Raw genomic sequence first — 14,052 nt, 5'->3', positions numbered from 1 at the left:
GGCCCCGGCGAGCATGAGCGCTCGCCGGGGCCGTCGGCATCTGCACGACCGAGGCGGCCTCAAAGCCAGTCGTTGCGCTTGAAGACGACGTACAGCCCCGCGCTGAGGAGCACCATGAATCCGATGGCCATCGGATAGCCCCACGGCAGGTCGAGCTCGGGCATGTATCGGAAGTTCATGCCGTACAGGCTCGCGACGAAGGTCGGCGCGAACCCGATGGCCGCCCACGACGAGATCTTCTTGACCTGCTCGTTCTGACGCACCTGCACCTCGGTGAGGTCGGCCATCTTCTCGTCCAGCCGCTGGTTGACGAGGGTCGCATGGATCGTGAGAGCGTCATCGAGCGTGCGACGCATCGCCTGGACGCGCTCCGAGACGTAAGCGGCCCGGCCGCGGAGGTCCGTCCACCCGGGCGTCTCGGCGCCGTCGAGGGCGATCCAGGAACCGAGACGCTCGAGGACGTCGGGCAGCGGTGTCGTCGCGTGCGCGAGATCGATCGCCTCGCGCTGGAGGTCGAAGATGCGCCGCGACACGGCCGGGTCGTCGCCGAAGAGCTGATCCTCGATCTCGTCGATGTCGTTCTCGACCCCGTCGAGGACATCGCGGTACCCGGCGAGGACGGTCTCGAACATCGCCCAGAGAATCGCGTGCGGACCACGTGCGATGAGGTGCGGGTGGTCGTCGAGGCGCCGGCGGATGCTCTCGAGGTCGAGGCGTCCCGATCGTGTGGCGGTGATCAGCATTCCGTCGACCAGGACGACGTCGACCTCGTCGCAGCGCACGGTCTCGGCCGCATCGTCGTAGGTGGCCGGCTGCAGCACGACGAACGCGTCGTCGCCGTAGCGCTCGAAGAGCGACCGCTGGTGGGTCCGGGCGAGCTCCCGCGCCGCGACCGGGTGCACGCCGACCTCGGCGACGATCTGTGCGAGCCGGTCGGTGTCGTCATCGACGATCGACACCCACGCGAAGCCGCCGGCGTCGCGGGCGGCCGCGCGTGCCGACCTCGCATCGCCCGCCGCGCCCGCCGCGTCGATGCGCGCGCCGCCTGCGTAGACGGCCGTCGTGACCTGGGTCATGACGCCACTGTAGAAGGCCGCGACCCGCCCGGACGGGTTCACAGGGCACGCATAGGACTATCCATAGCTTTGACATAGCTATGAGCGCACAATGGGCGCATGACCACCCCTGCCCCGGCTCCCCTGAAGCGCGCCGACGGATCTCCGCTGCGCGTCCTCGTCGTCGACGACGAGCAGATGCTCACCGATCTGCTGTCGATGGCGCTGAAGATGGAGGGCTGGGACGTCCGAACCGCCGGCTCGGGCTTCGAGGCGCTCAGCGAGGCGCGGGAGTTCGGTCCCGACGCGATGGTCCTCGACGTGATGATGCCCGACCTCGACGGCATGGCGGTGCTGCAGCGGCTCCGTCAGTCCGGCGATGACGTCCCCGTGCTCTTCCTCACCGCGAAGGATGCCGTCGCCGACCGTGTCGCGGGGCTCACCGCCGGCGGCGACGACTACGTCACGAAGCCGTTCAGCCTCGAGGAGGTCGTCGCGCGGCTGCGGGGTCTCATGCGGCGCGCCGGCACCGCTACAGCGGGCGGCGCCGATCCGATCCTGCGCGTGGGCGATCTCACGCTCAACGAGGACTCGCACGAGATCGAGCGGGACGGCGCCTCCATCGAGCTGACGGCGACGGAGTTCGAGCTTCTCCGCTACCTCATGCGCAACCAGCGACGAGTGGTGTCGAAGGCGCAGATCCTCGACCGCGTCTGGAACTACGACTTCGGCGGACGCTCCTCGGTCGTCGAGCTCTACATCTCCTACCTGCGCAAGAAGATCGACGCGGGACGCGAGCCGCTCATCCACACCGTCCGCGGCGTCGGCTACATGATCAAATCGCCCGCATGACGGCTGCGGCGACGGGCGCCGCGCCGAAGCGGCCCTGGCAGCGACGATGGAGTCTGCAGACGCGCCTCATGGTGACCGTCGTCGGGATCGTCGCGCTCACGCTCGTCGCGAGCGCGATCGGCCTCGCCACGATCATCGGGTCGGTTCTGACGAGCAATGTCGACACGAGCGTCGAGGCCTCGACCCGGCAGCTGAAGCTGTACGACACCTACGTCGGCCGCGTCCTGGATGCCGACCAGGTCCTCTCGGAGACGAACAGTCTGCCGGTGGGCTACGCCCTCGTCGTCACCGGTCCGACGGGCGACATCACCGCGGCGACGCTCGACGAGGACGACGGCGTCATGCCGCTCACATCGCAGCAGTCCGACGAGTTCCTGGCGGGCGCGGACAGCGCCGGAGCGACGACCGTCGAGATCACCGGCCTCGGCGCCTACCGGGTCGTGTCGTGGCAGGCCGGCCCGCTCACCGGCGTCGCGGGCCTGTCGCTCGCGCAGCTGAACGCGACGATCGCGCAGCTCGTCACGACGATCGTCCTGGTGACGAGCGGCGGCCTGCTCCTGTTGAGCGCGGCCATCGCCGTCGTCATCAACCGATCGTTCCGCCCGCTGCGCATCGTCGCCGCCACCGCGCAGCGTGTGGCGGCGCAACCCCTCGCGCGCGGCGAGGTCACCATCTCGGAGCGGGTTCCGGCATCCGAGACGGACGAGGACGACGAGATCGGCCGCGTCGGAGCAGCGCTGAACACGCTCCTCGACCATGTCGACTCGTCTCTGGTCGCACGGCATCGGAACGAGGAGCGGATGCGATCCTTCGTGGCCGACGCGAGCCATGAGCTGCGGACGCCCCTCGCGTCGATCCGCGGCTACTCCGAACTCTCGCTCCGGGCTCTGAGCGCCGGTATGCCGAACACCGAGGCGACGACGATCTCGGCACTCGAGCGGATTCAGGCGCAGTCGCTCCGCATGACGAGCCTCGTGGAGGATCTTCTGCTGCTCGCACGTCTCGACGAGGGCCAGGAACTCGTCTACGGCGCGCTCGATCTCAGCCAGCTCGCGGTCGAGTCGGTCGCCGACGCCCGGGTCGCAGGCGCCGACCACGAATGGGTGCTCGACGTCCCCGATCAGTCCGTGGTCGTCGCGGCGGACGGGTCCCGGATCACCCAGGTCGTCGCCAACCTGCTGGCGAACGCCCGCGTGCACACGCCCGCGGGCACCTCGGTGACCACCTCGGTGCGCATCGACGACGGAACGGCCGTTCTGGCCGTGCACGACGACGGCCCGGGCATCGACCCGGCCGCGGCCGACGAGATCTTCGAGCGGTTCTCGCGCGCCGATCGGTCCCGCGCACGCCAGACCGGCGGGACGGGCCTCGGACTCTCCATCGCCCGCGCCATCGTCTCGGCTCACGGCGGCTCGCTCACGGTGCGCAGCGAGCCGGGCTCGACGACGTTCGAGCTCCGCCTGCCCGCGCGTCCCGCCGACCCCGACGCGACCTGACCGCCCGCCCGTCAGCCAGCCAGCCGGCGGCCGCCGGGTCAGTAGCCCGCGAAGGCGTCGGTCGTCAGCGAGCGCGCACGACCGAGGGCGGGGGCGAGGTCGGCGATGAGACGCGGCGGTCCCGACACGAAGGCGTGCCGCTCCCCCAGGTCGGGCACGAGCGCGGCGAGCCGCGCCGCGTCGAGGCGAGCAGCACCCGCCCACGACCAGCTCTCCGGAAGATCCGCCGGCTCATCGCGTGTCACGACGAGGACCGGGATGCCGGCGGCGACGATGTCATCGCGGAAGGCGAGTTCCTCGGCGGTCGAGGCGACGTAGACCATCACCGCGTCGCGCCGCTCGCCCGCCAGTCGCATCTGCCGCAGCTGCGAGACGAACGGCGTCACCCCGATGCCGGCCGCGACGAGCAGCACCTTCGCATCCGTCCGAGCCGGCAGGACGAAATCGCCCCACACGCCGGTGACCGGAAGCTCCCGCCCCGGCTCCACACCCGCCAGCGCCTTCCTGTAGCTCGACTGCGACCCGTCGCGCATCGCGATCCGGACCACGGGAAGCTCGGCCGGCGCCGACACGATCGAGAACTCGCGCCGGGTGCCGCGCGCATCGGGACGAGCATGCGGCACCTCGAGCTCGAGATACTGCCCCGGCTGGAATCGGAATCCGCGATGCGCCCGGAACGTCAGTTCGCGCACCGACGGCGTCGGCGCGGACCGCCCGACGAACTGCAGCCGCACCGCGGCACGCCACGCGAAGGCGAAGGCGACGAGGTTGCCGATGATGAGTGCGCGTTCCTGTCCGAGACTGATCTCGCCGATCAGGATCGGCCACCCCGCGAGCGCCCCGACGATCGCGGCGACGAGATACTGCTGGCGACGACGCGGGGGCAGGGTCAACGGCTCGGAGAGCATGAAGGCCCCGAGGAAGAGGAACGGCGACGACCAGAGCACCGACGAGATGACGGTTCCGTCGACGGCGATGCCGACCTCGGCGTACTGCACGAACGTGCGGACGAGCGCGACCCCTACCGCCACGGCGAGGAAGACCAGGACGACCCGCACCTTCTCGGTGCGCACGAGAACGAGGCCGCCGAGGACGATCACCGGGATCGCGAGCACCGGCGACCCGATCCACCACGCGGATGCGCCCAGGTCGGGGAAGGGGATGCTCAGCACGGTCAGGATCGTCGCGCCGGCGGCGGCGGGGTTGAGGATGTGGCGCCCGCGCCAGGCGACGAGGTACTTCGACGCGGATGCCGCGACCCCTGCGATCGCGATGCCCGCCAGACCCGCGGGGTCGAGGGTGGGCCGCAGGACGAACAGCAGGATCAGTGCCGTGATGACCGCCGATTCGACACGCCAGGAGCGCCCGATCAGGCGCTGCGCGACAGCGTCGACCGCCACGATCGCGACGACCAGCACGAGCAGGGTCGCCGGCAGCGCGAGCGGCTCCCCCGCCAGATGCCCGGTCAGGGTGAGCACGAAGGCGACGACGGCCAGCAGCCCGAGCGCGACGAGCACGAAGCGGTACATCGACACGCGGCCGAGGGCGCCCACGGCGCGGTTGCGGACGGCGGTGAGAGAGGTCATACGAACAGCTCCGCTTCACAGGAGGGGGACCACTCGACGGACCCGTCGGTGCGCATCCGCACCCAGGACGCATCGCGCTCCGCGGCGAACCGCGGACCGCCGTCGAAGAACAGGGCGGTGGCGACGGCATCCGCCGTCATGGCGTCGGACGCGACGGCCCAGGTCGCGGCGTACTCGCGCACCGGTTCGCCCGTCCGGGCGTCGAGGACGTGATGCAGTCCCTCGCCCCACGTCCGCCGGTTCGTCGCCGACGCGCACAGCGCGCCGCGGGTGATCGTCCACACCCCGATCGCGCGCGTCGGCCGGTAGGGGTGCTCGAGCCCGATGCGCTGGGCGGTGCCGTCGACGAGGAGGTCGCCGCTGGCATCGACGACCAGCCAGCCGTCGAGTCGTCGTCGCAGCATCCCGTGCACGAGGTCGACGAGGCGTCCCTTGCCCACCGCACCCACGTCGATCGTCGCGCCGGTACGGAGTGTGAGCTCGGTGCCGGTGAGTCGGATCAGCTCCCGCCACGGCGGCGCGGGCTGGGCTCCGTCGTCGCGCAGCGAGTAGGCGGAGTCGTAGCCGCGCCGAGCCAGGGAGTCGCCGACGAGCGGATTAACGGCTCCGTCGGTGGCCGCGTCGAGCCGCGCGTAGAGCTCGAGCATCGGCGCGGCATCCGGGGGCGCCGCAACCGTGCCACCGCCGGCCAGGCGCGCGACGAGGGAGTCGTCGCGGAATCGCGACCAGGTGCCGTCGAAGTCCGCGACGAGCCGATCGACGGCGGCACGGTCCTCCGGACCGAGCTCGCACTCGCTGTCGATGCGCCACGCGGTCCCGATCGCCTCGAAGTCCCAGCGGGACGGCGAGAGCGACGTCACGTTCATGCCGCAGCGTCGGTGCGGATCTCCTCGACCGCGGCGTTGAAGCCGCCGCTCGTCAGCGACGAACCCGCGACGCGATCGACCGAGACATCGGCCAGGTCCTTGCCGACGACGAGCTCGTCGATGCCGCCGATGAACTGCGACTGGTACTGCTTGCTCTCGCGGCGGGTCGGCTCTCCGACCACCTCGACCTCGGTGACGACGTCGGATGCCACCGTGAGCGTGACGGTGATCGTCTCGGGCCCCTCCGGCGTCTGATACGTGCCCTCCGCGGTGTACGAACCGTCGGTGTAGGCACCGTCCGTCGAGCCGGCGGCCCCCGACGAGTCGGTGCCCGAGCCGGCGGAGGGAGTCGCCGTCGTCGAGGATGCGGCGTCGTCGGCGACGGGCTGCTCGGCGTCGGCCTGACCCGCGCAGCCCGCGAGGAGGGCGAGACCGGCGACGGATGCGGCGGCGGCGGTCACGCGAAGCGAACGGGGTACGGCAGTGGTGCGGATCATGGCGGTCCTCCGGTGTCGTGCCCCTCCGGGGGGAGGTGGGCTGATCCCACGCTAGCGGGCCGAATCCCCGTCACCCTTGGCGAAACCTATGCGTTTGCATCGAGGGCGGACGCCGATCGGAGCGCCGGCATCCGGCGCGCTATGCGCAGCCCTCAGGCGGCGCCGTCGAACATGCTCGTGACCGAGCCGTCCTCGAAGACTTCCTTGATGGCGCGCGCCAGCAGCGGCGCGATCGGCAGCACCGTCAGCCCGGGGAACCGCTTGTCGTCGCCGAGCGGGATGCTGTCGGTCACCACGACCTCGTCGATCGCGGCATCCTGCAGCCGCTCGGCGGCGGGGTGGCTGAAGACCGCGTGCGTCGCCGCCACGATGACGCGCTCGGCACCGCTGCTCTTCAGCGCCTGGGCCGCCTTCACGATCGTGCCGCCGGTGTCGATCATGTCGTCGACGAGGAGGCACACCCGCCCGCGCACATCCCCGACGATCTCGTTGACCGTGACCTGGTTGGCGACGTTCGGGTCGCGGCGCTTGTGGATGATCGCGAGGGGCGCGCCCAGGCTGTCGGACCAGGTGTCGGCGACGCGGACGCGGCCGGTGTCGGGCGAGACGACGGTGAGCTTCGCGCGGTCGTCCGCGCTCAGCGAGCGCTCGAAGTGCTCGAGCAGAACCGGCTTGGCGAACAGGTGGTCGACGGGGCCGTCGAAGAAGCCCTGGATCTGGGCGGCGTGAAGATCGACGCTCATGACCCGGTCGGCCCCGGCCGTCTTGAACAGGTCCGCGACGAGGCGCGCGCTGATGGGCTCGCGACCGCGACCCTTCTTGTCCTGACGGGAGTACGGGTAGTACGGGGCGACGACGGTGATGCGCTTGGCCGATGCGCGCTTCGCGGCATCCAGCATGATGAGCGTCTCCATCAGCCACTCGTTCACCGGCGGGCCGAAGGACTGGACGAGGAAGAAGTCGCAGCCGCGGATCGAGACCTCGAACCGCGTCAGGATCTCACCGGACGCGAACGTGCGGTGTTCGGTGGGAACCAGCTCGGTGCCCAGCGACGCGGCGACCTCGCGAGAGAGCTCGGGATGCGAGCCGCCGGATGCGACGACGAGCCGCTTCTTGGTCTTCGCGACCAGCCCGGGCGCGATGCCGCGAGCGACGTCGAGATCAACCGTGTTCTTCTTGCGAGCCATCGTCCGCTTCCTGTGAAGACCGCACGCGCGCCGCTGCTGCGGCCGCGCCAGTACCGGGTCTGTTCTTCTCGACCCACCCATCGACGTTGCGCTGGGGGGAGACGCTGAGGGCGAGGGCACCGGCCGGGACGTCCTTGCGGATGACCGCTCCAGCGCCCGTCTTCGCGCCCTCACCGATCTTAACGGGCGCCACGAACACGTTGTGCGAGCCGGCGTGCACCTCGTCGCCGATCACGGTGCGGTGCTTGGCGAGGTCGTCGTAGTTGGCGGTGATCGCGCCCGCACCGAGGTTCACACCGCGGCCGATCTCGGCGTCTCCCACGTACGACAGGTGCGGAACCTTGCTGCCCTCGCCGATGACGGAGTTCTTCGTCTCGACGAACGTCCCGATCTTGCCGCGCTCCCCCAGCCGGGTGCCGGGGCGGAGGTACGAGAACGGCCCCACCGTGGCGCCCGCGCCGATGACGGCGAGGGTCGCGTCGCTGCGGGTGACCGATGCCCCCGCGCCGACCTCGCAGTCGGTGAGCGTCGTGTCGGGGCCGATCGTCGCGTTCTCGGCCACGACCGTCGCGCGGAGGATGTGCGTGTTCGGCAGCACCGTGACGTCGGCGGCGAGCGTCGCTGTCACGTCGATCCACGTCGTCGCCGGGTCCTGCACCGTCACGCCCGCCAGCTGCCAGCGGCGCACCGTGCGGGCGTTGAGCAGCCGCCCCGCCTCGGCGAGCTGGACGCGGTCGTTCACGCCGACGATGAGGCCGGGGTCGGCGACGATCTGGGCCGCGACGCCGAGCCGATCGGCGCGCAGCAGGCCCACGACGTCGGTGAGGTACTTCTCGGCCTGCGCGTTCTCGGTGCTCACCCGCACGAGGGCCGCCCGCAGCGGCGATGCCTGGAAGGCGTAGACGCCGGCATTGATCTCGTCGACCGCGCGTTCGGCCTCGGTCGCGTCCTTATGCTCGACGATGCGGTCCACTCCCCCGGCCCCGTCGCGGATGACGCGTCCGTAGCCGGTCGGGTCGGCGAGCCGCGCGCTCAGCATCGTGGCGGCCGCGCCCGAGCCGCGGTGCGCCCGCACGAGATCACCGAGGGTGATGTGGTCGAGCAGCGGCACGTCGGCGCTGAGCACCAGCACGTCGCCGGCGAAGTCGGGGATCCGCTCGAGCGCGACCTCGACGGCGCGGCCGGTGCCGGGGATCTCGTCCTGGTCGACGACCACGACCTCGTCTCCGACGCCGAGGACGGCCTCGGCCACCCGGTCCCGCTCGTGGCGCACGACGACCAGCACGTGCGCGGGCGCGAGATCACGTGCCGTGTCGAGCACGTGGCCGACCAGCGGCCGCCCGCCGATGCGGTGAAGCACCTTGGGCAGCGACGACTTCATACGCGTGCCTTGGCCCGCGGCGAGGATGACGACGGCGAGGCCGGAATCGAGGGTGGTGTCGCTCATGCTCCGCCGCCAGGACTCGAACCTGGACCTCACAGCTCCAAAGGCTGTCGTGCTGCCATTACACCACGGCGGAACGCCGTCCCCGGGGACGGCCTGTCAAGTCTGCCAGAGGCCGGGCCGCATCGCCTGCGCACGCGCACCGGCGGCCGTGCTCGGCGGCTCCGTCGAGCACGGCCGCGATAATGGGCGCATGGCTCACGAGACCGACGAGGTCGACCGCATCGTCGGGGCGTGGTCGCTGCAGCGGCCGGACCTCGACTTCTCGCCGCTCGAGGTGCTCTCGCGCGTCGACCGCCTCTCACGCCACCTCGACCGCGCGCGGCGCGAGGCCTTCCGCCGAAGCGACCTCGAGCCGTGGGAATGGGATGTGCTCTCCGCGCTGCGCCGAGCGGGCGAGCCCTACCAGCTGAGCCCCAAGCAGCTGCTCCAGCAGACGCTCGTCTCGAGCGGCACCATGACCAACCGCATCGACCGCCTCGTCGGACGCCGTCTCGTTCGCCGCGAAGCCGACCCCGGTGACGGCCGGAGCGTGCTGGTCACGCTCAGCGACGACGGGCGGATCCGGGTGGATGCCGCGATCACACGGCTCGTGGACGCTGAAGCACTCCTGCTGGCCGGCCTCGCGAAGGGCGACCGCGACCGGCTCGCGAACCTGCTGCGCAAGCTCTCGCTCGGCTTCGACGCCTGACCGGCTCGCCCCGGCACCGGTCGCGAGCGCCGTGGCGCCGCGGCATCCGCGCCTGGCCTAGCCTGGAGAGGATATGGCGCATCTTCTGGGAGCCGAGGGGCTCCGTCTCGAGTACCCGACCAAAGTCGTCTTCGACGGCGTCTCGCTCGGCGTCGACGAGGGCGACCGCATCGGCATCGTCGGTCGCAACGGCGACGGCAAGTCGAGCCTCATGCGCATGCTCGCGGGGCTCGTCGAACCGGATTCGGGCCGGGTGACCGTCCGCGGCGGCGTCCGCGTGGGCGTTCTCTCGCAGGCCGACGAGCTCGACGACGACCTGAGCATCCGCGAGGCCGTCGTCGGCGACCTCGCCGAACACGAGTGGGCGGGCGACGCGCGCGTGCGCGACGTGATCGCGGGCCTTCTCGGAGACCTCGACTGGGAGGGGCCGATCCGAGGACTCTCGGGCGGACAGCGCCGACGGGTCTCGCTCGCCGCCCTCCTGGCCGGGGACTGGGATGTCATCTTCCTCGACGAGCCGACCAACCACCTCGACGTCGAGGGCATCGCATGGCTCGCCGAGCACCTCAAGCGACGGTGGTCGGCCGGATCGGGTGCCCTGCTGGTCGTCACGCACGATCGCTGGTTCCTCGACGAGATCTGCACCGCGACGTGGGAGGTGCACGATCGCATCGTCGAGCCGTTCGAGGGCGGCTACGCCGCATACATCCTGCAGCGCGTCGAGCGCGACCGACAGGCCGCAGCAATCGAGGCGCGGCGGCAGAACCTCGCTCGCAAGGAGCTCGCCTGGCTGCGCCGCGGCGCACCCGCCCGCACCGCGAAGCCGAAGTTCCGCATCGACGCGGCGAACGAGCTGATCGCCGACGTCCCCGAGATCCGCGACCCCGTCGCCCTCCAGTCGCTCGCCGTCACCCGGCTGGGCAAGGACGTCGTCGATCTGCTCGACGCGGGTGTGACGTACGGCGATCGCGTCGTCCTCGAGAAGGTCGAATGGCGGGTCGCTCCGGGCGAGCGCACCGGCATCCTCGGCGTGAACGGCGCGGGCAAGTCGACGCTCCTCGGACTCGTATCGGGCACGGTCGCGCCGACCGCCGGACGCGTCAAGCACGGCAAGACGGTCAAGGTCGCGACTCTCTCGCAGCGGATGTCGGAACTCGACGAGCATCTGCAGGACCCGGTGCGCGTGGTCGTGTCGCGGCTGCGCACGAGCTACACGATCGGTTCCGGCTCGAAGGCGCAGGATCTGACACCCGGACAGCTCCTGGAGCGCATGGGCTTCACGTCCGCACAGCTCTCGACCCCGGTGAAGGACCTCTCGGGCGGCCAGAAGCGACGGCTCCAGCTCCTGCTGGTGATCCTCGATCAGCCGAACGTGCTGATCCTCGACGAGCCGACGAACGACCTCGACACCGACATGCTGGCCGCCATCGAGGACCTCCTCGATTCGTGGGCGGGCACGCTCATCGTCGTTTCCCACGACCGCTACTTCCTCGAGCGCGTCACCGACCAGCAGTACGCGGTGCTCGGCGGCCGGCTGCGTCACCTCCCGGGCGGCATCGACGAGTACCTGCGCCTGCGTCGGGAGCAGCCCGCACGCACGGGAGCGGCCCCGGCGCCGGGCGCACCGGCGACCGGCGGGAGTGCCGCCGCGACGGTCTCCGGAGCGCCGGCGCTGGCAGGTTCGGATCGCCGCGCGGCCGAGAAGGAGGTCGCCTCGATCGACCGCCGCCTCGAGCGGCTGCAGCGCGACATCGGCGGGGTGGATGCGGAGCTCGCCGATGCGCACGAGGACTACGAGCGGCTGCTCCAGCTGCAGCGTCGTCGCGACGAGCTCGTCGCCGAGACGACGCAGCTCGAAGAGCGCTGGCTCGAGCTCGGCGAAGCGCTCGACGCCTGATCCGCATCCCCGCGAGAAAGCACTTTCGCGCCGAGACCGTGGGGTGAACCCACGATGTCGGCGCGAAAGTGATGTGTCGCGGTGCCCCGGAGGGCTGGATCGAGGTCAGACGAGACCGTTCTCCTCGAGCCACGCCTTCGCGATGGCGGCCGGCTCGAGCTTGTCGACCGTGCTCTGCACGTTCAGCGCGACGAGGGCCTCCGGGGTGAGCTTGGCACTCACGGCGTTGATGGTGTCGGCGACCTCCGCCTCGACGCTCGTGTTGACGACGGGGACGACGTTCGAGGCGAGGAACAGACCCTCGGGGTCCTCGAGGACGACGAGGTCGTCGGTCTGGATGCGCGGGTCGGCGGTGAAGACGTTCGCGATGTTGACGGTGCCGGCGACGAGGTCGTCCACCGTGGTCTCACCGGTGGCCTGGAACGCCGCCTGCACGCCGTAGGTCGCCTCGAGTCCGCTCGGTCCGTACGGGCGCTGCTCGAGCTCGGCCGGTCCGCCGAGCGTGAGCGGCTCGGTGACGTTGGCGAGGTCGGCGATCGTGGTGAGGTTCCACTGCTCGGCGAACGCCGCGGTCACGGTGTACGAGTCCTGGTCGCTCGCGGTCGCCTGGTCGAGGACGGTGAGGTTCTCGGGCAGCGCGTCGGCGAGGGCCGCGTACACATCCTCGGACGTACGGGCCTCGGTCTCGGCGTCGAAGTACTGCAGCAGGTTGCCGCTGTACTCGGGGAAGAGCGTCAGCGAGCCGTTCTCGAGCTCGGGCAGGTACGCCTCGCGCTGCCCGGTCGTGAACTGGCGGTCGACGGTCTTGCCGGCGCCCTCGAGAGCCTGCGCGTAGATCTCGGCGATGATCTCGTTCGAGTAGTAGTCCTGCGAGCCGATGACGATCGTGCCGTCGGCCGCGGGCGCGCTGGCGTCGCCGCCGCCGTCGGCGAGCGGGTCGGAGCCGGCGCAGCCTGCGAACAGGGTGGTGGCGGCGATCACGCCGACACCGGCCGTCAGCAGACGGCGGGTGGAGAAGCGAGACATGTTGTCCTCTTTCTGGTGCTGTGAATGGGGCAGGGGTCGGGTGGGTACGGGTGGGGTGGGGAGGGGTCAGGCCGTCGCCGCGACGGGACGACGCCGTCGCTCGGGGGCAGGCTCCGCGGCGCGGACGCCCCGCGGCACGCTCAGGCGCTGCAGCAGGGCGAAGATCGCATCGAGGGCGAGGGCGAGCAAGGCGAGAAGCAGCGCCGCGCCGAGCACCTGGTCGATCGCGCGCAGATCGATGCCCTGGATGATGCGGAAGCCGAGCCCACCGAGATCGGTGTAGCCGGCGATGGTCACGGTCGCGACGACCTGCAGCACGGCCGAGCGGAGACCGCCGATCAGCAGCGGCAGACCGAGCGGGACCTCGACGCGCCAGAGGATCTGCCACTCCGTCATCCCGACCGCCCGTGCGGCGTCGATCGTGCGACGGTCGATCGCCTCGAGTCCGCTGTAGGCGCCTGCCAGCAGCGCGGGGATCGCGAGCACGACGAACGTGATGAACGCGGCCTCGACCTTCTGGGTGACCCCGAGCAGGAGGATCAGCAGGATGAGCAGACCGAACGACGGGATCGCGCGCGCCGCGCCCGACACGGCGACGGCGAACTCGCGACCGCGACCGGTGTGTCCGATCGCCCATCCGATCGGCACGGCGATCACGGCGGCGATGAGCACCGAGATGAACGTGTAGAACAGCTGCTGACCGACGAGGACCGGAAGGGAGTTCGAGCCGCTGTACTGGGCGGGGTCGACGAGCCAGGCGATGGCATCGAGGAAGACGTTCATGCGACCGCCACCCGTCTGCGGCGTTCGCGTCGCGGCGCGCCGGCACGCGCCCAGGGCATCACGACGCGCCCCAGGAGGACGAGCAGCACGTCGATCACGAGCGCGATGACCGCGACGGCGACGATGCCCGCGAAGACCTCCTCGAGGAGGCGGCGCTGGATGCCGTTGGTGAACAGGTAGCCGAGGTTCGTGACTCCGACGAGGATGCCGACGGTGGCGAGCGACACGGTGGACACCGACATGACCCGCAGGCCCGCGAGGATCACGGGTCCGGCGAGCGGGAGGTCGACCGCCCAGAAGCGCCGGAAGCCGCCGTAGCCCATCGCCGTTGCGGCCTGACGGACGCCGCTGTCGACGGAGTCGAAGCCGTCGGCGACGGAGCGGGTCTGGATCGCGATCGCGTAGATCGTGAGCCCGACGATGAGGTTCGTCTCGGTGCGGATGCCGTAGCCCAGCACGCTCGGCAGGAGCACGAGCAGGGCGAGCGAGGGGATCGTGTACAGCAGTCCGGTCACGGTGATGACCCAGCCGCGCAGGAGGCGGTAACGCCATGCGACGAAGCCGAGCGGCACCGAGAGGACGAGGCCCAGGACGATCGCGATGACGCTCTGACGGATGTGATCGAGCGCCAGCGAGAAGATGAGATCGAGGTTCGACCAGATCCACGACACG

General features: G+C 70.8%; 13 protein-coding genes and 1 tRNA gene. 4 read left to right on the top strand and 10 right to left on the bottom strand.

What is annotated here, in order from left to right; translation table 11 throughout:
* Positions 1-59: 59 nt before the first annotated feature.
* The gene (locus F6B42_RS06175; RefSeq protein ID WP_150418776.1) at positions 60-1,076 is read right to left on the bottom strand and encodes a magnesium and cobalt transport protein CorA; all 1,017 of its coding nucleotides are present in this window, start codon (positions 1,074-1,076) and stop codon (positions 60-62) included.
* 99 nt (positions 1,077-1,175) lie between these two features.
* On the opposite strand from F6B42_RS06175, the gene F6B42_RS06170 reads away from it, so the two are divergent.
* Together F6B42_RS06170 and F6B42_RS06165 are read left to right on the top strand one after the other, a co-directional pair.
* Entirely contained in the window at positions 1,176-1,907 is a 732-nt protein-coding gene (locus F6B42_RS06170; RefSeq protein WP_150418775.1) for a response regulator transcription factor, read from the top strand.
* Positions 1,904-3,403, top strand: a complete 1,500-nt coding sequence (locus F6B42_RS06165) for a sensor histidine kinase (RefSeq protein ID WP_150418774.1) — start codon at positions 1,904-1,906, stop codon at positions 3,401-3,403. Before F6B42_RS06170 ends, F6B42_RS06165 begins: the two co-directional genes overlap by 4 nt.
* Before the next feature lie 38 nt (positions 3,404-3,441).
* Here the strand turns inward: F6B42_RS06165 and F6B42_RS06160 are convergent, their stop codons facing one another.
* From F6B42_RS06160 to F6B42_RS06135, 6 genes are all read right to left on the bottom strand, one after another.
* Entirely contained in the window at positions 3,442-4,989 is a 1,548-nt protein-coding gene (locus tag F6B42_RS06160) for an FAD-dependent oxidoreductase (protein WP_150418773.1), read from the bottom strand.
* Positions 4,986-5,855, bottom strand: a complete 870-nt coding sequence (locus F6B42_RS06155; protein WP_150418772.1) for an FAD:protein FMN transferase — start codon at positions 5,853-5,855, stop codon at positions 4,986-4,988. Before F6B42_RS06155 ends, F6B42_RS06160 begins: the two co-directional genes overlap by 4 nt.
* Entirely contained in the window at positions 5,852-6,352 is a 501-nt protein-coding gene (locus F6B42_RS06150; RefSeq protein WP_150418771.1) for an FMN-binding protein, read from the bottom strand. The genes F6B42_RS06155 and F6B42_RS06150 overlap by 4 nt, the downstream gene beginning before the upstream one ends.
* Positions 6,353-6,504: 152 nt before the next feature.
* Positions 6,505-7,539, bottom strand: coding sequence for a ribose-phosphate diphosphokinase (locus F6B42_RS06145; RefSeq protein ID WP_150418770.1), 1,035 nt, complete (start codon positions 7,537-7,539; stop codon positions 6,505-6,507).
* A complete protein-coding gene (gene glmU, locus F6B42_RS06140; RefSeq protein WP_150418769.1) occupies positions 7,514-8,986 on the bottom strand; it encodes a bifunctional UDP-N-acetylglucosamine diphosphorylase/glucosamine-1-phosphate N-acetyltransferase GlmU in 1,473 nt (490 codons plus the stop codon). The genes F6B42_RS06145 and glmU overlap by 26 nt, the downstream gene beginning before the upstream one ends.
* A gap of 1 nt (position 8,987) precedes the next feature.
* Positions 8,988-9,059, bottom strand: a tRNA-Gln gene (locus F6B42_RS06135).
* 117 nt (positions 9,060-9,176) lie between these two features.
* Between F6B42_RS06135 and F6B42_RS06130 the strand changes: the two genes are divergently transcribed.
* Together F6B42_RS06130 and F6B42_RS06125 are read left to right on the top strand one after the other, a co-directional pair.
* Positions 9,177-9,674 carry a MarR family winged helix-turn-helix transcriptional regulator gene (locus F6B42_RS06130; RefSeq protein WP_150418768.1) on the top strand — a complete coding sequence of 166 codons (498 nt, stop codon included), beginning with the start codon at positions 9,177-9,179 and terminating at the stop codon, positions 9,672-9,674.
* A gap of 73 nt (positions 9,675-9,747) precedes the next feature.
* Complete coding sequence (locus F6B42_RS06125) at positions 9,748-11,571, top strand: ABC-F family ATP-binding cassette domain-containing protein (protein ID WP_150418767.1); 1,824 nt, start codon at positions 9,748-9,750, stop codon at positions 11,569-11,571.
* A 105-nt stretch (positions 11,572-11,676) separates the two neighbouring features.
* Here the strand turns inward: F6B42_RS06125 and F6B42_RS06120 are convergent, their stop codons facing one another.
* The 3 genes from F6B42_RS06120 to F6B42_RS06110 all read right to left on the bottom strand — a co-directional run bounded on the left by F6B42_RS06120 (position 11,677) and on the right by F6B42_RS06110 (position 14,051).
* Positions 11,677-12,597 (bottom strand): ABC transporter substrate-binding protein, encoded by a 921-nt coding sequence (locus F6B42_RS06120; protein WP_150418766.1) that lies wholly within the window; start codon positions 12,595-12,597, stop codon positions 11,677-11,679.
* Positions 12,598-12,663: 66 nt separating this feature from the next.
* On the bottom strand, positions 12,664-13,380 hold the full coding sequence (locus F6B42_RS06115; protein WP_150418765.1) for an ABC transporter permease: 717 nt from the start codon (positions 13,378-13,380) through the stop codon (positions 12,664-12,666).
* Positions 13,377-14,051: an ABC transporter permease gene (locus F6B42_RS06110; protein WP_150418764.1), complete on the bottom strand. Its 675-nt coding sequence runs from the start codon at positions 14,049-14,051 to the stop codon at positions 13,377-13,379. The genes F6B42_RS06115 and F6B42_RS06110 overlap by 4 nt, the downstream gene beginning before the upstream one ends.
* Between the last annotated feature and the right edge of the window lies 1 nt (position 14,052).

The organism is Microbacterium radiodurans, from assembly GCF_008710705.1.
GTDB lineage: Bacteria > Actinomycetota > Actinomycetes > Actinomycetales > Microbacteriaceae > Microbacterium > Microbacterium radiodurans.
The sequence above is the reverse complement of the archived record's forward strand: the minus strand, read 5'-3'. Positions and strand labels throughout refer to the sequence as shown.